The 22,503-nt window shown below is 65.7% G+C and carries 19 protein-coding genes and 1 tRNA gene; 10 read left to right on the top strand and 10 right to left on the bottom strand.

Annotated elements, in window-relative coordinates:
• Nucleotides 1-72: 72 nt before the first annotated feature.
• Nucleotides 73-1,362: an adenylosuccinate synthase gene (locus tag K7H93_RS12965; RefSeq protein WP_230783973.1), complete on the bottom strand. Its 1,290-nt coding sequence runs from the start codon at nucleotides 1,360-1,362 to the stop codon at nucleotides 73-75.
• Nucleotides 1,363-1,591: 229 nt separating this feature from the next.
• Here K7H93_RS12965 and K7H93_RS12960 point away from each other — a divergent pair, with 229 nt between their 5' ends.
• The gene (locus K7H93_RS12960; protein ID WP_230783972.1) at nucleotides 1,592-2,413 is read left to right on the top strand and encodes an aldo/keto reductase; all 822 of its coding nucleotides are present in this window, start codon (nucleotides 1,592-1,594) and stop codon (nucleotides 2,411-2,413) included.
• Between the two features lie 59 nt (nucleotides 2,414-2,472).
• Nucleotides 2,473-3,528 carry a DUF5694 domain-containing protein gene (locus tag K7H93_RS12955; RefSeq protein ID WP_230783971.1) on the top strand — a complete coding sequence of 352 codons (1,056 nt, stop codon included), beginning with the start codon at nucleotides 2,473-2,475 and terminating at the stop codon, nucleotides 3,526-3,528.
• On the opposite strand, the gene K7H93_RS12950 is transcribed toward K7H93_RS12955, so the two are convergent.
• The 3 genes from K7H93_RS12950 to K7H93_RS12940 form a co-directional block, all read right to left on the bottom strand.
• The gene (locus tag K7H93_RS12950; RefSeq protein WP_230783970.1) at nucleotides 3,525-4,631 is read right to left on the bottom strand and encodes an ATP phosphoribosyltransferase regulatory subunit; all 1,107 of its coding nucleotides are present in this window, start codon (nucleotides 4,629-4,631) and stop codon (nucleotides 3,525-3,527) included. The genes K7H93_RS12955 and K7H93_RS12950 overlap by 4 nt on opposite strands.
• Nucleotides 4,632-4,689: 58 nt before the next feature.
• Nucleotides 4,690-6,276, bottom strand: coding sequence for a phosphoglycerate dehydrogenase (serA, locus tag K7H93_RS12945; protein ID WP_230783969.1), 1,587 nt, complete (start codon nucleotides 6,274-6,276; stop codon nucleotides 4,690-4,692).
• Between the two features lie 154 nt (nucleotides 6,277-6,430).
• Nucleotides 6,431-7,582, bottom strand: coding sequence for a phosphoserine transaminase (locus tag K7H93_RS12940; RefSeq protein ID WP_230783968.1), 1,152 nt, complete (start codon nucleotides 7,580-7,582; stop codon nucleotides 6,431-6,433).
• 211 nt (nucleotides 7,583-7,793) lie between these two features.
• Between K7H93_RS12940 and K7H93_RS12935 the strand changes: the two genes are divergently transcribed.
• Nucleotides 7,794-8,957 (top strand): glycosyltransferase family 4 protein, encoded by a 1,164-nt coding sequence (locus K7H93_RS12935; protein WP_230783967.1) that lies wholly within the window; start codon nucleotides 7,794-7,796, stop codon nucleotides 8,955-8,957.
• Here K7H93_RS12935 and K7H93_RS12930 read toward each other — a convergent pair.
• Together K7H93_RS12930 and K7H93_RS12925 are read right to left on the bottom strand one after the other, a co-directional pair.
• Nucleotides 8,949-9,407: a hypothetical protein gene (locus K7H93_RS12930; RefSeq protein ID WP_230783966.1), complete on the bottom strand. Its 459-nt coding sequence runs from the start codon at nucleotides 9,405-9,407 to the stop codon at nucleotides 8,949-8,951. The two genes, K7H93_RS12935 and K7H93_RS12930, sit on opposite strands and share 9 nt — an antisense overlap.
• Before the next feature lie 77 nt (nucleotides 9,408-9,484).
• Nucleotides 9,485-10,333 carry a helix-turn-helix transcriptional regulator gene (locus K7H93_RS12925; RefSeq protein WP_230783965.1) on the bottom strand — a complete coding sequence of 283 codons (849 nt, stop codon included), beginning with the start codon at nucleotides 10,331-10,333 and terminating at the stop codon, nucleotides 9,485-9,487.
• Nucleotides 10,334-10,435: 102 nt separating this feature from the next.
• Between K7H93_RS12925 and K7H93_RS12920 the strand changes: the two genes are divergently transcribed.
• Nucleotides 10,436-11,758, top strand: a complete 1,323-nt coding sequence (locus tag K7H93_RS12920; protein ID WP_230783964.1) for a replication-associated recombination protein A — start codon at nucleotides 10,436-10,438, stop codon at nucleotides 11,756-11,758.
• Nucleotides 11,755-12,636, top strand: coding sequence for a hypothetical protein (locus K7H93_RS12915; RefSeq protein WP_230783963.1), 882 nt, complete (start codon nucleotides 11,755-11,757; stop codon nucleotides 12,634-12,636). Before K7H93_RS12920 ends, K7H93_RS12915 begins: the two co-directional genes overlap by 4 nt.
• 3 nt (nucleotides 12,637-12,639) lie before the next feature.
• On the opposite strand, the gene K7H93_RS12910 is transcribed toward K7H93_RS12915, so the two are convergent.
• Nucleotides 12,640-12,948 carry a TM2 domain-containing protein gene (locus K7H93_RS12910; protein ID WP_230783962.1) on the bottom strand — a complete coding sequence of 103 codons (309 nt, stop codon included), beginning with the start codon at nucleotides 12,946-12,948 and terminating at the stop codon, nucleotides 12,640-12,642.
• Nucleotides 12,949-13,116: 168 nt separating this feature from the next.
• On the opposite strand from K7H93_RS12910, the gene K7H93_RS12905 reads away from it, so the two are divergent.
• Nucleotides 13,117-13,192 (top strand) — tRNA-Thr (locus tag K7H93_RS12905).
• A gap of 79 nt (nucleotides 13,193-13,271) precedes the next feature.
• Here K7H93_RS12905 and K7H93_RS12900 read toward each other — a convergent pair.
• From K7H93_RS12900 to queF, 3 genes are all read right to left on the bottom strand, one after another.
• Complete coding sequence (locus tag K7H93_RS12900) at nucleotides 13,272-14,318, bottom strand: phytase (protein WP_230784151.1); 1,047 nt, start codon at nucleotides 14,316-14,318, stop codon at nucleotides 13,272-13,274.
• A 5-nt stretch (nucleotides 14,319-14,323) separates the two neighbouring features.
• Nucleotides 14,324-17,206 carry a TonB-dependent receptor gene (locus K7H93_RS12895; RefSeq protein WP_230783961.1) on the bottom strand — a complete coding sequence of 961 codons (2,883 nt, stop codon included), beginning with the start codon at nucleotides 17,204-17,206 and terminating at the stop codon, nucleotides 14,324-14,326.
• Nucleotides 17,207-17,361: 155 nt separating this feature from the next.
• Nucleotides 17,362-17,841, bottom strand: a complete 480-nt coding sequence (gene queF, locus K7H93_RS12890; protein WP_230783960.1) for a preQ(1) synthase — start codon at nucleotides 17,839-17,841, stop codon at nucleotides 17,362-17,364.
• A 126-nt stretch (nucleotides 17,842-17,967) separates the two neighbouring features.
• On the opposite strand from queF, the gene K7H93_RS12885 reads away from it, so the two are divergent.
• The 4 genes from K7H93_RS12885 to K7H93_RS12870 are packed head-to-tail and all read left to right on the top strand — an operon-like array spanning nucleotide 17,968 to nucleotide 22,441.
• Nucleotides 17,968-19,179, top strand: coding sequence for a hypothetical protein (locus K7H93_RS12885; protein ID WP_230783959.1), 1,212 nt, complete (start codon nucleotides 17,968-17,970; stop codon nucleotides 19,177-19,179).
• A gap of 42 nt (nucleotides 19,180-19,221) precedes the next feature.
• Nucleotides 19,222-20,070, top strand: a complete 849-nt coding sequence (locus K7H93_RS12880) for a sulfurtransferase (protein ID WP_230783958.1) — start codon at nucleotides 19,222-19,224, stop codon at nucleotides 20,068-20,070.
• Nucleotides 20,022-21,275, top strand: a complete 1,254-nt coding sequence (gene metC, locus K7H93_RS12875; protein WP_230783957.1) for a cystathionine beta-lyase — start codon at nucleotides 20,022-20,024, stop codon at nucleotides 21,273-21,275. The genes K7H93_RS12880 and metC overlap by 49 nt, the downstream gene beginning before the upstream one ends.
• A complete protein-coding gene (locus tag K7H93_RS12870) occupies nucleotides 21,275-22,441 on the top strand; it encodes a mechanosensitive ion channel family protein (RefSeq protein ID WP_230783956.1) in 1,167 nt (388 codons plus the stop codon). The genes metC and K7H93_RS12870 overlap by 1 nt, the downstream gene beginning before the upstream one ends.
• The last annotated feature ends 62 nt before the right edge of the window (nucleotides 22,442-22,503 follow it).

The raw sequence follows: 22,503 nt of genomic DNA, 5'->3' as shown, positions 1-22,503 counted from the left end.
ATGAGAACAAAGGGGGAATAAGTCAATCGCATCCATAGTGGAGCGGGTTGCCCGCCCCACCCGGCATCGCGCCTAGTCTTCGAACGGGTCGCGGACCAGGATCGTGTCCTCACGCTCTGGGCTGGTCGAAACCAGCGCGACCGGGCACTCGATCAATTCCTGGATGCGGCTGATATACTTGATCGCGTTGGCGGGCAGATCGGCCCAGCTGCGCGCACCGGCGGTGCTTTCCTGCCAGCCTTCCATCTCTTCGTAGATCGGCTCGCACCGCGCCTGGCTCGCCGCGTGGCTCGGCAGGTAGTCGTAGATCTTGCCGTCGATACGATAACCGGTGCAGATCTTCACCTTGTCCATCCCGTCGAGCACGTCGATCTTGGTCAGCGCGATGCCCGTCACCCCGCTGATCGCGCAGGTCTGGCGCACCAGCACCGCGTCGAACCAGCCGACGCGCCGCTTGCGCCCCGTCACCACGCCGAACTCGTGCCCGCGCTCACCCAGCCCCTGGCCGATCTCGTCTTCCAGCTCGGTCGGGAAAGGCCCGCTGCCCACGCGGGTGGTGTAGGCCTTGGTGATCCCGAGGACGAAACCGGTCGCATTGGGGCCGAGGCCCGAACCGCTCGCCGCAGTCCCGCTCACCGTGTTGGAGCTGGTAACGAAGGGATAGGTACCGTGATCGACATCGAGCAGCACGCCCTGCGCGCCTTCGAACAGGATCCGCGCGCCCGCTTTGCGGACCTTCTTCAGTCGCTTCCACACCGGCTGCGCGAATTGCAGCACGAAGGGTGCAATCTCGCGCAGCTCTGCAATCAGTTGTTCGCGGTCGATCGGCGGCTCGTCGAAGCCCGCGCGCAGCGCATCATGGTGCGCGCACAGCCGGTCGAGCTGGGGTTCGATCTCGTCGAGATGCGCGAGGTCGCACACGCGGATTGCGCGGCGGCCGACCTTGTCTTCGTAAGCCGGGCCGATCCCGCGCCCGGTGGTGCCGATCTTGCCCTGCCCCGCTGCGGTTTCGCGCAGGCCGTCTAGGTCGCGGTGGAGCGGCAGGATCAGCGGGCAGTTGTCGGCGACGGCGAAGTTGTCGGCGGTGATCTTCACCCCCTGCCCTTCCAGCTTCTCGATCTCCGACTTCAATGCCCACGGGTCGAGCACCACGCCATTGCCGATCAGCGAGAGCGTGCCGGTCACGATGCCTGAGGGCACCAGACTGATCTTGTAGGTCGTGCCGTCGACCACCAGCGTATGGCCCGCATTGTGGCCACCCTGGAAGCGGACCACGGCATCGGCCCGGCTCGCCAGCCAGTCGACGATCTTGCCTTTGCCCTCGTCACCCCACTGGGCCCCGATCACGGTTACGTTGGCCACACCTGCACTCCTTCAAAACTCATTGCGCCTGCCGACATCGGCCCGGCGTGCGGCGGCTTTGCCTGACACACCTGACACACTGTCCAGGGGACTAAAACGCCCCGACCGGGAAAAGCGCCGCGCACAGCCGCGCGCCTATGGCATGGGCGATGCGGGTAGGAAACGCCTTATCGGAATTGATCGGGACATTTCGGCGCGCGCGTGTGTTGGACAGGCAAAAGGAGATTTCATGAGCAAAGACTACCCCACACTCACCCTCAACGACGATCGCCAGATTCCCCAGCTGGGCTTCGGCACTTGGCAGATCGAGGAAGACAAGGCGGCAGGTGCGGTCTCTACCGCGCTCGAAACCGGTTACTGGCTGATCGACACCGCCGCGATCTACAAGAACGAAAAGGGTGTCGGCGAAGGCATCGGCGACTGGGCAGACATCTTCCTCCAGACCAAGATCTGGAATGAAAGCCAGGGTTACGACCGCACGCTGAAAGCCGCAGACAAATGTCTGGAACGGCTGGGCCGCGATCACGTCGACATGCTGCTGATCCATTGGCCCTGCCCCGACAAGGGCCTGTTCGTGGAGACGTGGAAGGCATTCATCGAACTGCGCGACCAAGGCAAGGCCAAGTCCATCGGCGTATCCAACTTCCGCGAGGAAGACCTGAAGCGGATCGTGGACGAAACCGGCGTGGTGCCCGCGCTCAACCAGATCGAGCTGCACCCCAGCTTCCAGCAGCGCGCAATGCGCAAGGTGCATCAGGATATGGGCATCGTCACCCAGAGCTGGTCGCCGCTCGGCCAGGGCAACGGGATGGACAACGACACGATCAAGGCGATCGCCGAGGAGACCGGCAAGTCCGCCAGCGCGGTCATCATCCGCTGGCACATCCAGCATGGCTTTTCCGTGCTGCCGCGCTCGACCAATCCCGATCACATTCGCGACAACTACAGCGCGCTGTCGTTCGAACTGAGCGAAGAGCAGATGGCGAAGATCGATGCGCTGGACAGCGAGGACGGCCGGATGGGCCCCGAACCGGGCAAGTTCAACGGCTGACCGCTTGACCGTATTATGATGCTATAGCACATGGGCGACCTTCGCACCGGAGGTCGCCCATGTCGTTTCTGTTCGCCGTATCACTCCTCGCACAGGCGGCAGCGCCGCTTCCGGCGGATCTGGTCGATATTGTCGATGAGGCGGCGCAGGAACGCGGCGATCTTACCCCGGTGCTGGTGCTGGGCACGTCGCACCTGTCGTCCCTGCCCGAGGATTTCCCGCTAGAACGGTTCGATCCGCTGCTCGACAAGCTGGAGGAATGGGCGCCCGAGGCGATCGCGGTCGAGGGGATCGATGGGGTTCAGTGCGACAATCTGCGGCTGTTCGACCCGGGCAATGCGGATACCTATTGCCCCGATCCCGGCCCGGCGCGCGCTGCGCTGGGCGTGAGCGGACGCGATGCGCAATTCGGGGTGATGGAACTGCTCGCCAAGCCGGGAGACCAGCGGAACAACGCCGAACGGCGGCGGCTGATCGGCCTGTTCCTCGCCATCGGGGAGCCGGAATCGGCGCTGGTCCAATGGCTCCGCCTGCCCGAAGCCGAGCGTGCGGCGGGCGACGACCTGCCCGCCGAACTGGTCGCCTATCTCGAGAAGTTCGACACCCGGCACAACGAGAACGTCGTCATCGCCGCCCGGCTCGCGGTGCGCCTCGGCCTCGACCGGGTCGACCGGGTGGACGACCAGATGAGCGGAAGCGATCCCAAGGACCCCGAGGCCTACGGGCCGGAAATCAGCGCGATCTGGGACAATGCACCGACCAGGAAGCGCATTACCGAATACGAGGAATGGGACGCGGCGATGGAGGATGGCTCGATGCCCATCCTCGAATGGTATCGCCGCTACAATTCACCCGCATCACTCGCGCTGGCGATGGAGGGCGATTTCGGTGCGGCGGCGGGGGCGCGCACGCCGAGCGACGCCGGCCAGACCTATCTCGCCTATTGGGAGACGCGCAATCTGCGCATGGTCGCCAATATCCGCCAGGTGATCGGCACGGACACGCGAACGCTCGCCATCGTGGGCGTGTCGCACAAGCCCTATTACGACCGCTATCTGGGCATGATGAGCAATATCGAGCTGGTCGATACGCTGGAAGTGCTGGCCGAAGACTAGAGCGGCTTCGCCTCGCCGCCGTCCAGCCGGTGCGTGCAGCCCAGCGCGAGCGGGTCTTCATCATCGGACAGCGCGGCGAGCGTGCGCCAGCCCTCGCCGCGCAGCCTCGCCGCCGCCTCGCCGTCGTGGCCCCGCGGCAGGTAGAGCATCGCACGCGGCTCGGCTGCGGGCAGCAGCGGGAGCGCCTGGCCGAGATAGATCGAGAAGCCGGTCGCCGGCTCGTCCGTCCCGCGGATCAGGTAGGTGCCGCCCCGGCCCAGCGCGCCGCGCGCATCGCCCGCGTACAGCGTGAAGCCGAACCAGCTCTGATATTCGAATCCGTGCCGCTCGGTCGGGTCGAGCGTGATCCGCGCGCGGTTGCCGACTGCTGCGGCGATCTGCTCCAGCCCCGCGATCCGGCTTTCCAGCGCGCCGCCCGCGTCGATCGCGCGCAGCCTGTCGAGCGCATCGGGGAAAGGCCCTGCGGCGTGGATCAGCGGCAGGTAGGCATCGCCGCCAACCGCCTTCAACCCGCCCGCATCCTTGGCATCGAGTTCGCGCCTGACGGCATCGGCCTGTTCCTCGTCCAGCGGGAACGGCCCTGCGGCCAGCGTGGTGACGAGATCGGGCAGCGTGAAATCGACCGACAGGTTTTCGACGCCGACCGCCTCCAGCGCGGCAAGCGCGGTCAGCACCACCTCGCTCGCGGCGGCGACGCTGTCCGACCCGATCAGCTCCGCGCCGACCTGCAGGCGCTGGCGCACCGGATCGAGCTGGTCCGCCGCGATCCGCGTGACCTCGCCCGCGTAACACAGCCGCAGGGGCCGTGCGCGCGCGCTCAGCGCGGTGGCGGCGATGCGCCCGATCTGCGGGGTGATGTCGCTGCGCAGCGCAAGCGTGCGCAGGCTCGCCGGGTCGACGAAGCGGAACATCGTGCGGGTCTGCAACCCGTCCATCCGGTGGCCGAGCGACTTCTCGAACTCGACCAGCGGCGGGCTGACCCGGTCGTATCCATGCGCGTCCATCGCATCGAGCGCGGCGCGCATCGCGCGGCCGAGCATGGCGGAATCGGCGGGCAGGTTGTCGGCCAGCCCTTCGGGCAGCAGGTCGTCGGTCGTGGTCATGCGCCTGCCCCTAACGCCCTCGTCATCCCAGCGGAAGCTGGGATGACGAAAAGCGGTTCTAGAAACTCAGCGCGGTGACCGTACGCACGCCTTCCAGCGCCTCGGCCTCGGCGATGAGCGCGTCGTCGACCGGCTGGTCGAGGCTCAGCAGCAGCACCGCCTCGCCCCCGGCCTGCTTGCGGCCGAGGTTGAAGGTGCCGATGTTGATCCCGCGATTGCCCAGCAGAGAGCCGATCCGCCCGATGAAGCCGGGCGCATCGTCGTTGACGACGTAGATCATGTGGCCATCCAGCTCCGCCTCGATCCCGATACCGAAGATCTCGACCAGACGCGGCGCTTCACGGCCAAACAAAGTCCCCGCGACCGATCGCTTGCCCGCGTCGGTTTCCACCGTCACCCGAATCAGCGTCTGGTACGTGCCTTCGCGGGTGGAGCGGATTTCGCGCACCTCGATCCCGCGATCCTTGGCGAGGAACGGCGCGTTGACCATGTTCACGCTCTGCGAGAAGCGGCGCATCAGCCCCGCCAGCACCGCTGCGGTGATCGGCTTGGGATTGAGCTCGGCTGCATCGCCTTCCAGCTCGATCGCGATCTTGGGCAGGCTGCCATGCGCCAGCTGCCCGACCAGCGAACCGAGGCTTTCGGCCAGCTGCATGTAGGGCTTCAGACGCGGCGCTTCTTCCGCGCTGAGGCTGGGCATGTTGAGCGCGTTGGTGACCGCGCCGGTGAGCAGGAAATCGCTCAGCTGCTCGGCCACCTGCAGCGCGACATTCTCCTGCGCCTCGCGGGTCGAAGCGCCCAGGTGCGGCGTGCAGATGAAGCCGGGCTTGCCGAACAGCGGGCTCTCCTTCGCGGGTTCGGTCTGGAACACGTCGAGCGCCGCGCCCGCGACATGGCCGCTGTCGAGCGCCTCGGCCAGCGCCGCCTCGTCGATCAACCCGCCGCGCGCGCAGTTGACGATCCGCACGCCCTTCTTCGTCTTGGCGAGGTTTTCCGCCGAGAGAATGTTGCGCGTCTCGTCGGTCAGCGGGGTGTGCAGCGTGATGCAATCGGCACGGCGGAGCAGGTCGTCCAGCTCCACCTTCTCGACGCCGATGTCGACCGCGCGCTCTTCTGTCAGGAAGGGATCGTAGGCGATTACTTTCATCCGCAGGCCCTGCGCGCGGCTGGCGACGATGCTGCCGATATTGCCCGCACCGATCAGGCCGAGCGTCTTGCCGGTCAGCTCGACGCCCATGAAGTCGCTCTTGGGCCATTCGCCCGCCTGCGTGCGCGCGTTCGCCTGCGGAATTTGCCGCGCGAGCGCGAGCAGCATGGCGATCGCGTGCTCGGCGGTGGTGATCGAGTTGCCGAAGGGCGTGTTCATAACCACCACGCCGCGTTCGCTGGCGGCGGGGATGTCGACATTATCGACCCCGATCCCTGCGCGGCCGATGACCTTCAGATTGGTCGCGGCCTCGAGGATCTCGGGCGTGACCTTGGTGGAGGAACGGATCGCAAGGCCTTCATATTCGCCGATAATCGCTTTCAGCTCATCGGGCGAAAGGCCGGTCTTCTCATGCACTTCGCAGCCGCGCTCCGCGAAAATCTTGGCGGCGTCGGGGCTCATCTTGTCGGAAATCAGGACTTTGGGTTTCTGGGACATTTCATTTCCCTCAAATCGTCATGCTGAACTTGTTTCAGCATCCACCGAGCCTTCTCGAACGAAGGCTCGATGATGGAGAACTGGACCCTGGAAGCGAAGCTGTGCGAGGCACAAACGAGTTCAGGGTGACGGGATAGCTAGGGGTGGTGCGAGCCTACTTCTGCAGCTCGGCGAAGGCCCACTCGATCCACGGGATCAGGCGCGCGATGTCTTCGCTCTCGACCGTGCCGCCGCACCAGATGCGCAGGGACGGGGGCGCGTCGCGATAGCCGTTGAAGTCGTAACCGACGCCTTCGGCCTCCAGCATCTTGTAGATCTTGCCGGGCACTGCGGCCTGCTCGTCTTCAGGCAGACTGTCGAACCACTCGCCCTGGAAGACGAAACACACGCCAGTATTGGTCCGCTTGGCCGGATCGTCGACCATGTTGCGCACGTAGGGCGTCGCCTCGATCCAGTCGGTCAGCACCTTGGCATTGGCATTGGCGCGTTCGATCATCGCAGGCAGGCCGCCGATCGACTTCGCCCATTCGAGCGCGGCGATGTAATCCTCGGTCGCCAGCATCGACGGCGTGTTGATCGTCGCGCCTTCGAAGATCGCGGTGTTGATCTTGCCGCCCTTCTTCAGGCGGAACAGCTTGGGTAGCGGCCATTCGGGATCGTAGCTTTCGATCCGCTCTACCGCCTTGGGGCTGAGGATCAGCATGCCGTGCTGCGCTTCGGAGCCCATCACCTTCTGCCAGCTATAGGTCGTGGCATCGAGCTTCGCCCAGTCCATCTCCTGCGCGAAGACGGCGCTGGTCGCGTCGTTGATGGTGATGCCCTTGCGATCAGCTGCCAGCCAGTCGGTGTTCGGAATGCGCGCGCCGCTGGTCGTCCCGTTCCAGGTGAAGACGACGTCGTTTTCCTGTGGGATCGAATTCAGGTCGGGAATTTCGCCATAGGGCGCGTCGAGCACCTGTAGGTCGGGCAGCTTCAACTGCTTGACCGCATCCTGAATCCACACATTGCCGAAGCTTTCCCACGCGGCGACGGTGGCGGGGCCTGCGCCCAGCATCGTCCACATCGCGCATTCGAGCGCGCCGGTATCCGAACCCGGCATGATGCCGACGAGATAATCGTCGGGCACGCCCAGCAGCTCGCGGCTGAGGTCGATCGCGTATTTCAGACGCGCCTTGCCGACCGAAGAACGGTGCGAACGGCCCAGCGATTCGGTTTGGAGTTTGGCGAGCGACCAGCCGGGGAACTTGGCGGTCGGACCGGACGAAAAGAACGGGCGCTCAGGCTTGAGCGCAGGTTTGGCAGTCATGTATTCTCTCCTTGCAGAGAGCTCGCGCGGCGTTGGGACCGCGTGGCCCGTCGGCGGCAATAAAGTTGCGCAGCAACAAGTCAACGTGAAACTGAAAACTGTCGCCGGGTATGATCGCATTCGCATCATGAAGGCAGCTCGGCCCGAAGATGGCGAGACAGTGCCTCCACCCCCTCGCCAAGTGCAATCGCGAGCCTTAAGGCGGGCAGCGATGGACGTTACCGATCTTCGCGTTGCCTTGGTCAGCGGCAATTACAACATGGTCCGCGACGGGCCGACGCAGGCGCTCAACCGCCTGGTCCGCCATTTGCTCGACCAGGGCGGTGCGGTGCGAATCTTTGCGCCGACGGTCGAAAACCCGCAGGTAGAGGCGGTTGGCGACCTGGTATCGGTCCCCTCCCTGCCCATCCCGTTCCGTCCGGAATACCACTTCACCTTCGGGCTGAAGGGGGACACCCGGCGCGCATTCGAGGAATTTCGCCCCAACATCGTGCATGTCGCCAGCCCGGATCGCACCTGCCAGCAGGCGGTCGAGTGGGCGCGCGAGCACGACGTGCCGGTGCTGGCATCGGTCCACACCCGGTTCGAAACCTATCCGCGTTACTACAAGATGGGCTTCCTCGAACCGGTGATCGAATCGTTGCTGCGCCGGTTCTATCGCAAGTGCGATGCGCTGGTCGCGCCGTCGCCGGGGATGGTCGACGTGCTGTGCAGTCAGCGGATGAACCGGGATATCGGAATCTGGACCCGCGGGATCGACCGCGAGGTGTTCCACCCCGGCGCGCGCGACATGGAATGGCGGCGCGGACTGGGCATTGCCGATGACGAGGTGGTGATCACCTTCCTCGGCAGGCTGGTGATGGAAAAGGGGCTCGACGTGTTCGTCGACACGATCATCGAACTGCGCAAGCGGCAGATCCCGCACAAGGTGATGGTGATCGGCGACGGGCCCGCGCGCGGCTGGTTCGAAAAGGCCCTGCCCGGCGGGATTTTCGTCGGCCACCAGGGGGGCAAATGCCTCGGCCGCGCGGTCGCCAGCGGGGATGTGTTCTTCAATCCCTCGATCACCGAGACCTTCGGCAACGTGACGCTCGAATCGATGGCCTGCGGGCTGCCGGTGGTGGCAGCGGATGCGACCGGCAGTTCGAGCCTGGTCGCGCATGGTGAAAGCGGCATGCTGGTGCCGCCGGGCGATGTGAAAGGCTTTGCCGACGCGCTCGCCCCCTATTGCCTCGACGCCGATCTGCGCGCGCGCCACGGCGCCGCGGGGCTCGAACGCAGCCAGCCCTATACGTGGGAGGCGATCAACGCCTCGATGGTCGATACCTATCTGCGGCTGGTCGAGGCCAAGCCGCCCTGCGGAGGTTCAGCGTAGCACCCCTTTCGAGCGCATGCTGGCGGCGTAGATCAGCAGGAAGGTCGCGATCGACCAGATCACGATGGTAATGATCGTGGTGGTGGTGTTCTGCACCCAGTCGGGCTGCCCGACCACCATCTGGTAGACGGTGGTGGTCGCCAGTCCCAGCAGCGACAGCGCAAAGGCATGCACCGCGAAGCGGGTGCGCAGCAACAGCAGCAGCGAACCGAGCACCGCGCCCCACACGCCCACGGCCCACGCCGCGTGGACCCACGCCGGATAGCTCTGGAAATAGGCGAGCGCCTGCTGCGGCGTCGCCTCGATCCCGTCCATCATGCTTTCGAAATAGGCGAGATTGCCCAGCTGCGTTTGCAGGTAATCATTCGCGCCGAACGCATTCCATGCGAGCGACACGATGCCGACCACCCACAGGTGCCACGGCGTGCGCGCCTTCAGATGCTTGTCCATTTCGCCTCTCCCCCGTGGAGGTGCGACCCGGACACGGAGGATACACCCCCGCGCCCGGGCGACAAGTGTGCGAGCATTCAGAGACGTTCGATCTTGCGCGCCAGTTCGTCGATCAGATCGACGACCTTGTCCTTGCTTGCGCCGCTGAACTGGCCGTTGGCGGCGCGGTTGGTGATGACCGTGGCGAGATTACCCAGCGCGCGCAGCAGGTCGGGCGAGCCATTGGGCTTGGCCTTCTCTCCATGCTTGCCGAGCCGCTGCATCAGCCGCGCGACTTCATCGCTGCGCTCTTCCAGTTCCGCCAAGCCGCCGTCGGTGACGCGGAAGGCCTTGCGGGTATCCTCGGCCTCGACCGGTGCGATCAGCCCTTCGTCTTCGAGCAGCGAGAGCGTGGGGTAGATCACTCCCGGGCTGGGCGCGTATTCGCCGCCGGTCAGATCCTCGATCTCCTTGATCAGCTCGTAGCCGTGCTTACGCTCGCCCGCGATCAGGGCGAGCAGGACCAGCCGCAGTTCGCCGGGGCCGAACATCCGCTTGCGCCGATGTTGGCCGCGATGGCCCGCGTCATGGCCGCCCGCCATCTTCCAGCGCGCACGGTTGCCACGCGGTCCGCCGCCAGCACCGCTACCCCAACCGCCGCCCCAGCCAGCGCCGAATGGGCCTGAGTCGCCGAAGGGACCGCGCGGGCCGAACGGGCCATTGCGGCCGAAGGGTCCGTCGGGGCCGAACACGCCATCGCTGCCGAACACCCCGTCGCTGCCGAACAGGGCATCGGCGGAAAAGCCATCGCCGCGCCGTTTGCCGCCGCGCGTATCGCGTTCGTCGGGGCCACCCTCGAACCCGTCGTCGAAATCCCCATCTTGGGGGTGATCGGGAATGCGGCCTTCGATCGGCTCGTCATCCTCGCGCTTGTGGTCATCGGACATCTGCATTCTCCTGTCTGTACGATATAGCTAAGATATATCTTGGATATATCGCTACAAGTAGCCGCTGCATTTTTCCGACCGAACCCCTATGTCATCCGACCAATGGCCGATCTGTTCGAAAACGAGGCGCCCGCGCCCTCCTCCACCGCCCCTGCCGAGCCGCGCGAAGACGCGCCGCTCGCCGACCGGCTGCGCCCGCGCACCCTCTCCGAAGTCGTCGGGCAGGAACACTTGACCGGGCCGGAAGGCAGCATCGGGCGCATGGTCGCCGCCGGTCGCCTGTCCAGCATGATCTTGTGGGGCCCGCCGGGCACCGGCAAGACCACCATCGCGCGCCTGCTCGCCGATAGCGTGGGCATGCGCTACGCTGCGGTCAGCGCGGTGTTCAGCGGTGTGGCCGACCTGAAGAAGGCCTTCGCCGAGGCGGAGACTGCGGCCAAGGCCGGGCAGAAGACGCTGCTGTTCGTGGACGAGATCCACCGCTTCAACCGCGCGCAGCAGGACGGCTTTTTGCCTTTCGTCGAGCGAGGCACGGTCACGCTGGTCGGCGCGACCACGGAGAACCCCAGCTTCGCCCTCAACGCCGCTCTTCTCAGCCGCGCGCAGGTGCTGATCCTCGAGCGATTGGGGCACGAGGCGCTGGGCGAATTGCTGACCCGCGCGGAGGAGCTCGAACGCCCCCTCCCCCTGACAGACGACGCACGCGCCGCGCTGATCGCTTCGGCCGACGGCGATGGCCGCTTCCTGCTCAACCAGGCGGAGACGCTGTATAATGCTGGGTTGGACAAGCCGCTCGACCCGGCGGGCCTCGGCAGTTTCCTGCAACGCCGGGTGGCGGTGTACGACAAGGACCGCGACGGGCACTACAACCTCATCTCCGCGCTGCATAAGGCTGTGCGCGGGAGCGATCCGGACGCCGCGCTCTATTACCTCGCGCGGATGCTCACCGCTGGCAAGGAACCGCGCTATCTCGCGCGGCGGCTGGTGCGCATGGCGGTGGAGGATATCGGCATGGCCGACCCCGCCGCGCTAACCCAATGCATCGCCGCACGCGATGCGTACGAATTTCTCGGCAGTCCCGAGGGCGAGCTGGCGCTGGTGCAGGCGTGCATCTACCTCGCCACAGCGCCCAAATCGAACGCGGCCTACATGGCGCAGAAGGCGGCGTGGCGCAGCGCGAAGGAAACCGGCAGCCTCACTCCTCCCAAGAACATCCTCAACGCCCCGACCAAGCTGATGAAGAACATCGGCTATGGCGAAGGCTATTCCTACGACCATTCGGCTGAGGATGCGTTCTCGGGCGACAATTACTGGCCCGACGAGATGGAGCCGCAGGGCTTCTATCAGCCCACCGGACGCGGGTTTGAGAAGCGCGTAGCGGAGCGGATGGAGTTCTGGGCGGCGCGGCGCAAAGGGCGCGATTGAACCGCTTCTCCCACTTCCTCGCGATCGACTGGTCCGGCGCGAAAGGCGAACGGCATAAGGGCATCGCGCTGGCGCTGGCAGACCTGGGCGGTGGCCCGCCCCGCCTGCTCCGCCGTGACCAGCCGTGGAGCCGCGAGGATGTACTCAGCCTGCTGCGCGACGATCTGCCGCCCGATACGCTGGTCGGCATGGATCTGGGTATCGCACTGCCCTTCGCCGATTGCGGCGCGTTCTTCCCCGGCTGGAAGCATTCTCCGCCGCACGCCAAGGCGCTGTGGGCGCTGATCGACGATCTGTGCGCCGACGACCCGCATCTCGAAGCAGGCGGCGCGCTGCGCCATCGCGAGCTGGCGCGCTACTTCCGCCATGGCGGTGCACACGAAGGCGATCGCTTCCACGCGCCCGATGCCGCCAGCCGCGAAGGGCGCTTTCGCGTCGCGGAGCAGGCGCAACGGGCAATGGGATGCCGCCCGGTCTCCAACTTCAACCTCGTCGGCGCGGCGCAGGTCGGCAAGTCGAGCCTGACGGGAATGCGGCTGCTCCACCGGCTGGGCGGCGCGCTGCCGGTGTGGCCGGTCGACCCATTGCCGCAGGCAGGTTCCGTGCTGGTGGAGATCTACACCGCGCTTGCCTCACTCGCCGCGCTGCCCGCGCGTCGTGGACGCAAGGTGAGAGATCATTCGGTGTTGAACGAGGCGCTGGCCGCGCTCGGCTCCGGCCCGGTCGCAGGCTCCGGCCCGATCGACGATCACAGCGCCGACGCGCTGCTCACCGCTGCATGGCTACGCCTGAATGGAGAGGATGTGAGGCTCTGGGCTCCACCCGCGCTCGACCGGCGACTGGCAAAGACCGAAGGCTGGACCTTCGGCGCGCGCTGATCCTCAGGCGGGGATCGCGGGCAGCGATGCCTCTTCGTTCAGGCGGTCGAGCGTCTGCAGGTTGCTCTGTTCGGCTTGGCCCGGGATCAGGAAAGCATCGACCAGCCACCACACGCTCAGCACGAACCAGCCAAGAAAGAACGGAATCCAGCCCAGCAGCAACAGCGCGAGTTGCGCCACTCCGCTGCCCGTACGGCCGAGATAGAACCTGTGCGCGCCGAACGAACCGAGGAACAGCCACAGAATATAGGCCGCCGCGACGGACTTCTTCCGGGCGTCGTATTGCAATTGCGTACGAAGGTTCTGATCCACGTCTGTTTCCTTGGCGTTACCTGCCCTTGTGTACCAGATCGGGGCAGTTTTGCCAAAGCAAAGCGGGTCGCGCTCGCCCAACGACGCCCCAAGATCGACGGGTGATCGACGGTCATCGACAGGCTTTACGAGAGCCGCATTTTGCCCCAAGGCGCTGCGGCACCAAGGGCCGGTTTAGCTCAGCTGGTAGAGCAGCGGTTTTGTAAACCGAAGGTCGCGGGTTCGATTCCTGCAACCGGCACCACAGGCCCGGCTGTCGCCGCGATGCCGGATGGCCGGGGAAGCTGGCCGGCAGCTCCCCCTACCCCACTCCCGGTGCCGGGTCAGTCGGCCTTCGGCGACGTCTCCAGCGCTTCCAGAATGGCCGCCCACGAAACCAGCTTGAAGTTCTGCGCGTACGGCGGATTGATCCCGTCCTGCGCCACGAACAGGCCTGCTGGATAGTCCGGGCCAAAGCTTCCGGCATGCAGATCGATCCCGTCGGTCTCCTCGGTCGCGCCGACTGCGCCCTGCGCGATCCGGAAACGGCCAACCGGCTCCATTCCGGGAAGGCGGAACACCGCGTAGGCATTGTCGCCCTGCGAGGATGCGATCAGGTATCCGCCTCTGTGCCCCTCGGGCATCAGCGCGAGGCCTTCGACATCGGCGACCAGCATTCGGTTGTCGATCGGGGCGAGCAGTTCGCCCACCGGGTCGGATCCGCCCACGCGGAAGCGCCAGATGCCGCCGTTTTCTTCGCCCACATAAAGTCCGAAATTACGCGCATCGACCACGCAGCCTTCGGCCTGACTGGGCACGCTCATCGTGTGTTCGATCCTGCCGGTCCAGTCGTCGCGAATCCGGACCTGATTGATCGTCCCGTCCTTCAGCACCGCAAAGGCGACCACGGCGTCGCCCGCGTTCGCAAACGGCGGCCTCCACAGGCACAGACCGTAAGCCTCGCCAGCGCCGCTCGACACCGAACCCAGCGGCTCGAGCCGCGCGCTCTGGGTGTCGAGCCGGAACAGCGCGATCGCCGAATTGACCGGATCGGTCCGGTCGCTCGCCGCGACCAGCACCGTGCCGTCCGCCAGCGTGACCAGATCGACATTGTTGAGCAGGCCCGCATCGAGGAAGAACAGGTCTTCGCCCTTGAGGTTATAGACGTGCAGCCCGGCTTTCTTGTCCGTGCCAACGATCAGGCTCTTCGCCCGATCTTCAGGGTTGAGCCAGATGGCCGGATCGTCCGCCGCGTCCTCGTTTCCGGTGCCCACCGGCGCGGTCTCCGCCGTGGCGTAGACCGATACCGCAGGATCGCCCGTCACGGGCACGGTGGCGCAGCCTGCCACCGCCAGCGCAAGGCCGGCGGTAGGAAGAAATTTAGAACGCATCCGCATCAGAAGGTCACCCTTACGCCGCCCTTCATCGTCCAGCTATATTCCTCGAACTGATAGGGATTCCGCTGGCCGCCGAAATTGTTGTAGGCGTAGTATTTGGCGTTGTTGATGTTGACCCATTCGTAGAACAGCTTGATGTTCTTGGTCAGCTTGTACTTCGCGCTCAGATCGAGCTGGAAGTGGTTGTCGACATACCGGTCGAGCGCGGCCTCGTCGGCGATCTCGTCGAGATAGCGGTCGCGATAGGTGCCCGCCAGACGGATATCGAGCGGCCCCTTGTCGTAGCCGAGCACCACGTTGAACGTGTGGCGCGCGGTCGCAGGCAGCGGGATTTCGCGTGGGTCGGTCTGGTCGCCATCGGTGAACACCGTGCCCGTCGCATCGGTATAGGTGTAGTTGGCCTGAACCAGCAGCCCATCCAGCGGGCTCGGCAGGAAGCTGAGCGACTGGGCGAAGCTGGCTTCGAACCCGAAGACCTTGGCTTCGTCGCCGTTGATCGGGATCACCGCCTCGTCGTAGGCGATGCCGTTGAAGACCCCGTCCCGCTGCACGGTGTCGACGATGTAGTCCTTGATATCCTTGTAGAATACCGCACCCGTCAGCGCGCCATTGCTGTTCATGTAGTATTCCAGCGAGGCGTCGAAGTTCCACGCGCGATAGGGATCGAGCGCGGGGTTCCCGAATTCGCCTTCACGCTCGTCATCGTCGTTCTGCTCGACCGCGAAGCGCGGGGCGAGCTTGCTGAGCTTGGGGCGGACCAGGCTCTTGTACCCGGCCAGACGCAGGATCAGGTTCGGCTGCGCTTCCCAGCGGATGTTGAGGCTGGGCAGCCAGCTGTCGTAGTCCTTCTCGAACGCGACCGGGCTGACGATGACGGTGTCTTCGCTCGCCGTGCCGCCGCCGGGCAGCGTGCCGTCTTCCTCGATCAGCGTCACCGTGTTGCCGAGGATGGAGTTGCGCGTGTTCTCGAACCGCACCCCGCCGATCACGCGCAGGGTGGAACTGTCGTATCGGCCGAGCAGATACCCGGCGAGGATGTCTTCGGAGACCGAATAATCCTCCACCGCGCTGTCGAAATCGCTGTCAGCGGGCTGAAGCTCGAAATCGTCGAAATTGGCGCGGAAATAGTCGCTCGCCCCGGTGTAGCTGGCGACCGGCGAGATGTCGGTGATGCGGTAGGTCTGGGTGCCGAGAACGTCGGCCAGCGAGAACGTGCCCGGGCCGTCGTATTCGTAGAACTCGACCTCCTTGTTATAGGTCTTGTCGCGCCAGCGGCCCTTGAAGCCGGCCTGTACCGTGAACTCGCCGCGATCCATCGCGAAGCGGCGGCCGAGGTCGAACTTGGCGGCGTATTCCTCGTCCTGCGCGTCGGACAGCGCGGTCAGCTCGATATCGTTGAGCTCATATTCGGACGGATCGTAAAAGCTGCCCGGATCGGCGATGACCGAATAGATCGGGCGGCGCTGGTCCGAATAGTCGAAGCCCAGGGTCAGCCCGTCGTCGGAGAAGCGCTGACGGAATTCGGCCGGGTCGACGTTGCCTTCCTCGGTTTCGGACGACTTGGCCCAGCTGCCCGAGTATTCCGCGAACCAGTCGCCCCAGTCGCTTTCACCGCCGACCACGATCGAGCGGATCTTCTGCGATTCGAGGCGATCCTTGATGTCACGCTCGACCCCGATCCGCTGGCGCAGATCTTCGCCCGGTTCGGACGGATCGTCGATGGTCGCATCGCTGAAGGTCGCGCCGTTGGCGGTGATGGTGGTGGGACCGAAATCCTCGAAATCGCCGAGATCGAAGGTCGTGCGGCGGCGATATTCCTGGTCGTCGAACTGGCTGTAGATGCCGCGTACGTACAGCTTCGTGCTGTCGCCGGCGCGGAAATCGAAGTTGAGCGAGGCGCTGATCCGCTCGCGCTCCACGTCATAGTCGCGATACTGGACTTCGGTGGGGAAGATCATCCCCGCGTCCGAATAGTCGTCCGCCTCGATATTGTCGGTTTCGAACTTGCGCTTGTAGTAGGAAAGGCCGCCCGAAACGCCGACATTGTCGCCCAGCCGGGTGGCGAAATCGACGCTGCCCTTGGGGCTGATATGGTCGGCGTAGTCGTTGTAGCTGCCCTCGATCTTGGCGGTCAGCAGGCTCTTGCGGCGGTCGAACGCGCTGGTCGTCTCGATCTCGACCGAGGCGCCGATCGTGTCGCCGTCCATGTCGGGGGTCAGCGACTTCTTCACTTCGATCGATTCGATGATGTCGCTGGAAATCACGTCGAGCGCGACCGAGCGCACGTCGCTTTCGGGCGACGGCACGCGCACCCCGTTGAGCGAGGTCGAGACGAGATCGGGGTCGAGCCCGCGCACGCTCACGAAGCGGCCCTCGCCCTGATCGTCGAGCACGTTGACGCCGGGTACGCGGCGCAGCGATTCGGCCACGTTCTGGTCGGGAAACTGACCGATCGCATCGCGGGTGATCACGTCGCTGACACCGTCCGCCTCGCGCTTCATGTTGAGCGCGCTTGCCTGGTTGGCGCGCTGCCCGACCACCAGGATCATCTCGTTGCCGCCATCGACCGGCGACAGCTGCAGCGTGACGTCGATCTCTCCGGTCGCGGGCACGCTGACCGTCTCGCTGACGGTCTGCGCGCCGACATAGCTCGCCTCGATAGTGTATTCGCCTTCGGGAACGTCGGTGAAGAGGAACGAGCCGTCGCGATCGGTCGTGGCGGAACGGTTGAGTTCGACGATCCGCACCTGGGCGGAACGCAGTGCGACCGTATCGCTCCCGTCGACGACATAGCCGCCGACCTCACCCGCGATTGCCGGTGCGGCAAGAGCGGTGGCGAGCGAAATTATGCCAACCCGCGTGGCGAAACGCATCTTCTTCATCAGTAAAACCCCTAGGCTTGATCCCTGTGGGGCGCCGTTAGGAGGGGAGTTTTACGCCTGCTTGACGCATTTGCGTCAGTTCGGAGAATCCGCGAACCAGCCGGTCGGCAGTGTCATAATCGTCACGTATCGGTTAGAATTCTCCGCCGGAGCCGTCAGCCGCGACCGCGATAGTTCTGGACGCCCTGTTCGGGCACCCACAGGCCTTCGGGCACTGGCCCGCTCTGCCAGAACACGTCGATCGGGATGCCCCCGCGCGGATACCAGTAGCCGCCGATCCGCAGCCAGCGCGGGGCCATCTCGTCGAACAGCCGCTGGCCGATGCCCACGGTCACATCCTCGTGAAAGCCGCAATGGTTGCGGAAAGAACCGAGGAACAGCTTGAGGCTCTTCGATTCGACGATCGTCGCCTGCGGGGCATAGTCGATCACCAGATGCGCAAAGTCGGGCTGGCCGGTGACCGGGCACAGCGAGGTGAATTCGGGCGCGGAGAAGCGCACCATGTACAGCGAACCCTCGCGCGGATTGGGCACGTAATCCAGCTCGGCTTCTTCGGGGCTTGCAGGCAGGCCGGTCGCTTGGCCGAGAAAGCGCGGAGTGGTGCCGGTTTGCGGGTCGTGGGGTGTGTCGCTCATGCCGCGTCCTTGCCTTCATCGCGCGCGCGGCACAAGCAAGCCTTTGCGTAGCGGCGATTCACCGCCTATTCAGCGCCGCCCTGCCCGGTGTACGGGCATCTTTCTCCTGCCCCGAAGTCCGAATTGATGAGACGCGCCCTTTTCCCCTGCCTGCTGTTCTTCGCCGCCACAACTGCCCATGCGCAGTCCGCCAGCGATTTTCAGCTGCCACCCGATCCCGACGCGACGCCCACCGCGCGCCCGCAGGCGCAAGGGCCGATCGATCTCGAGGGAGAGAACCGCAGCGCGCCGCGCGTGATCCTGCCGCCAACGGCCACGCCGACGCCAACCGTCACGCCGCGCCCTACCCCGAGCGAGCGCGCGAGCGAGACTCCGCGCCCCCAGCCAAGTGCCACCAGATCGGCGCGGCCCAACCTGCCAACCAGCGAGCAACCGGTTTCGACCCGCGAAGTACTCGCCGAGCCCGCACCCAGAGCCAGCGCGCCCGCGCGTTCGACTGCGGAGCGACCGGAGGCTGAACGCAGCGCAACGCCAACCGATAGCACCGTAATCGAAACCGGCACTGGAGAGCCCGCTCCCGAACCCGACGCCGCTCTGCCTGCCAATGTTCTGCCCGAGACCGTGCCCGATGACACGGCGCAGCCTGTCGACGCGTTTGGCGCATCGTCAGACAACGAAGGAACGCCGGGCTGGCTGTGGGGTGCGCTGATGGCGGGGCTCGCGCTGCTGCTCGGCGCGATCATCCTGTTCGCGGCCCGTCGGCGCAGGCGTACCCGGGCCGAGGTGCAAGCCGCTCCGGCCGACCTTTCCGGCCCGCCGCTGCGCAAAATCCACAAGCATAGCGCGCTCCCGCGCCTCGAAGCGGCTTCGCTGGGCATTGAAGCGCATGCCACCACGCTCAGCCGCAGCGTGATCAACGCGACGATCGCGTACCGCCTGACGATCGTCAATCGCGGGCGCGCGCCGATCTCGCAGGTCCGCATCGCGGGCGATCTGACCACCGCCCACGGGCGCGTGCCGACCTCGCAGCAGGTCGCCGATCCCGACCATTCCTACCCCGAACTGCACGCGATCGACCATCTCGATCCGGGCGAGCGGGCGGTCATTCGCGGGGAATTGCGGCTTCCCTTGAGCGAGGTGCGCGCGCTGCAGCAGGGCCAGGTGCCCGTGTTCGTCCCGCTGATGCGGCTGACCGTGCACATTGCGGAGCAGAAGCCCTCCGCGCACACCTTCGTCATCGGCAGCAAACCGGCAGGCAGCGCCGCGCGCCCTGCGCCGTTCCGGCTCGACGAAGGCCCGCGCACCTATTCTCAGCTGACCACCCGCGCACTCGCCTGAGCGCTCGACAAGCCGGGGGCCGACCGGCTATCCGCGCTGGCAATGGACATGCTCGTTTCGACCGAGCGGCTGGCCGAAGAGCTGGCCGCGCCCGACCTCGCGGTGCTCGATGCCTCGCTGCACCTGCCGATGGCCGAGCGTGATGCGCGCGCCGAATTCGAAGCCGCGCATATCCCCGGCACCCGCTTCCTCGACCTCGCCGGGCTGCACGATCCCGCATCCGCCCTGCCCGGCAAGGTGCCCGACGGTGAACGGGTCGCGCGCTGGCTGGGCGAGCGCGGCATCGGCGCGCAGACGCGGATCGTGCTGTACGACGATTCCGATCTACGCAGCGCGTGCCGCGCATGGGTGCTGCTCGACCTCGCAGGCCTCGGCAATATCGCAGTCCTCGACGGCGGACTGACGAAGTGGAAGGCCGAAGGCCGGCCGCTGGAAAGCGGGACACCCGAGATAGCCGCGATGGATCGCCCGGCGACCACGGTGCGGATCACCGACATTCGCGACAAGGCGGCGATGCTCGCCAATCTCGACGATCATCGCGAGCAGGTGGTCGACGCGCGCGATGCTGGCCGCTTTACCGGCAGCGTAGAAGACACGGTGCACGGCCTGCCCGGCGGGCACATTCCCGGCGCGCGGCACCTGTTCTTCCGCGATGTGCTCGCGGAGGATGGCACGTTTCGCGATCCCGAGACGCTGCGCGCGCTGTTCGACAAGGCAGGCCTCGATCTCGACCGCCCGATCGTGACCACCTGCGGCAGCGGCGTAACCGCGTCGGTCCTGCTGTTCGCGTCGCGGCTGCTCGGCGCTCCGCAGACCGCTCTCTATGACGGCAGCTGGAGCGAATGGGGCGCAGACCCCGACACACCCAAGGAAACCGGAGAAGCCCGCTGAGCAAGATCGACAAACCGACCGGAGCCAGCACCGCCGCCGTCCTCGCCGGGCGGCGCGAGGAGTGGACCGGACCGGTGGTCAATCCGCCGATCTGGCGCGGCAGCACGCATCTTTACGAGAGCGAAGCCGACCGGATCGCCGCGCTTGCGCATAACGAGGACGGTCATTTCCACTATGGGCGCCGGGGCGCTCCGACCCAGTGGTCGCTGGCCGAGGCGCTGACGCAGTTGGAGCCGGGTGCCGAGGGCACCATGCTCTATCCCAGCGGCACCGCCGCGCTGGCAGGCGCGATGATGAGCGTGCTGGAACCGGGTGACGTGCTGCTGGTGCAGGACAATGTCTACGAACCGACGCGCTCGATCGCATCCGGCCTGCTTAAGCGGTGGGGCGTGGAAGCGCGCTTTTTCGATCCCGCCGATCACGAGGCCTACGCAGCCGCCTTCGACGACCGGACCACCGCCGTGATGCTGGAGACCCCCGGCAGCCTGACAATGGAAGTGCCCGACGTCCCGCACCTGGCGGCAATCGCCAAGGATAGGGGCGCGGCCGTCCTCATCGACAATACCTGGGCCACCGGGCTGGGCTTTCCCGCGCTGGAGCATGGCTGCGACATCACCATTACCGCGCTGACCAAGCATGCGGGCGGCCACTCGGACGTGATGATGGGCGCGGCGAGCGCGGGGGCCACGTATTACGCCAAGCTACGCCATACCGCGCAGAGCCTCGGCCAGGTGGTCTCGCCCGACGATGCCGCGCTGGTCGCCCGGGGCCTGCGCACCATGCCGCTGCGCCTCAGGCAGAGCACCGCCAGCGCGCTGAAAATCGCGCACTGGCTCAAAGACCGCTCCGAGGTTGCGCATGTGCTGTGCCCGATGGTGCAAGGGTCGCCCGGCCACGATCTGTGGGCGCGCGATTTCAGCGGCGGGTGCGGTCTGTTCAGCTTCGTGCTGGCCGGCCACACCAGCGAACAGCGCGCCGCGTTCGTCGACACGCTGGAGCTGTTCGGCATCGGCTACAGCTGGGGCGGGTTCGAAAGCCTTGCCCTGCCCTTCGATGCCGCGCGCATCCGCAGCGCGAGTGACTGGCCCAAGCCCGGCTGGCGCGAGGAAGACCATCTCGGCATTCGCCTCGCCATCGGGCTGGAAGATGCGGATGACCTGATCGCGGACCTTGACCGCGCCTTCGTCACGATCAAGCATAGCTGATGTCTGGCGTCGGCCCCACTTCCGCAACCGAGGCGGTTCTGAACCCCGGAGCGAGCCCAAGCCCCACGCCCACGGCCAGCGCCGATCCGCTGCAGTCGGGCGAACAGGTGATCCTGCAAGCAGTGCCCAGCGACGGGGCAACCGCTGCCGCCACTCCAATCCCCGCGCCCACCGCATCGCCCACCGATTCGGTGAAGGCGGCGGACGAACTTGCCCAGGCGGTCGGCCAGCAGAGCCAGACCGTGGGCGACGTGATCCAGTCGCTTCAAGGCATGTCGATCGACGTAGGTTCGATGACGATTTCGGTGTGGTCCGGCATAGTCTTCATCGCCGTGACCATCGGCGTCTTCGCGTTCGCGTTCTTCGGCAGCAAGCTCGCGCATCTCGGGCTGGCGCGCGTCACCCGGCTCGACCAGACCCGCCGCCTGCTGGCGGAGAAGATCGTCACCATCGGTGTGTGGGGCATGGCGATCCTGATAGGGATCGACCTGCTCGGGATAGACCTGACCGCGCTGACCGTGTTCTCCGGCGCATTCGGCCTTGCCATCGGTTTCGGCCTGCAGAAGACTTTCGGCAACCTGATCGCGGGGATCATCCTGCTGATGGACAAGTCGATCAAACCGGGCGACGTGATTGCCATCGCCGATCAGGCGGGTGTCTCCACCTTCGGGCAGATCCGCAAGATCGGCATTCGCGCGGTCTCGATCACCACCCGCGACCAGAAGGAATACCTGATCCCGAACGAGAACCTGATGATCAATCAGGTCGAAAACTGGTCCTATTCCAGCCGCAACGTACGCATGCAGGTGCCGGTCGGGATCAGCTACCACGCGGATATCGACAAGGCCGAAGAACTGATGCTGGAGGCCGCGCTGTCGTGCGACCGGGTGCTGAAATCCCCCCCGCCGACCGTCTGGCTGGACGGGTATGGCGACAGCAGCGTCAACTTCATCATCCACGTGTGGATCACCGACCCTGAGGCGGGCACCGGCAATGTGAAGAGCGCGGTGCTCAAGAAGCTGTGGCACCTGTTTCAGGAACACGAGGTCGAGATTCCCTTCCCCCAGCGCGATATCAACCTGCGCAATGCGGAGGGGCTCGACCAGCTGATCGCGGCGCTTCAGCAGACTCGCGCGAAATCGGATAAACCTGCCGCTAAAGAATAGCTAGCCGCACGCGAACCCATTCTGGTTGGCGCGCATCCGTCGCTCCCGCCATGTACCCTCGC

It is taken from the genome of Citromicrobium bathyomarinum, from assembly GCF_021021475.1.
Lineage (GTDB): Bacteria > Pseudomonadota > Alphaproteobacteria > Sphingomonadales > Sphingomonadaceae > Alteriqipengyuania > Alteriqipengyuania bathyomarina.
Note: the sequence above shows the minus strand (reverse complement) of the source record. Positions and strands in the feature narration are given on the sequence as shown.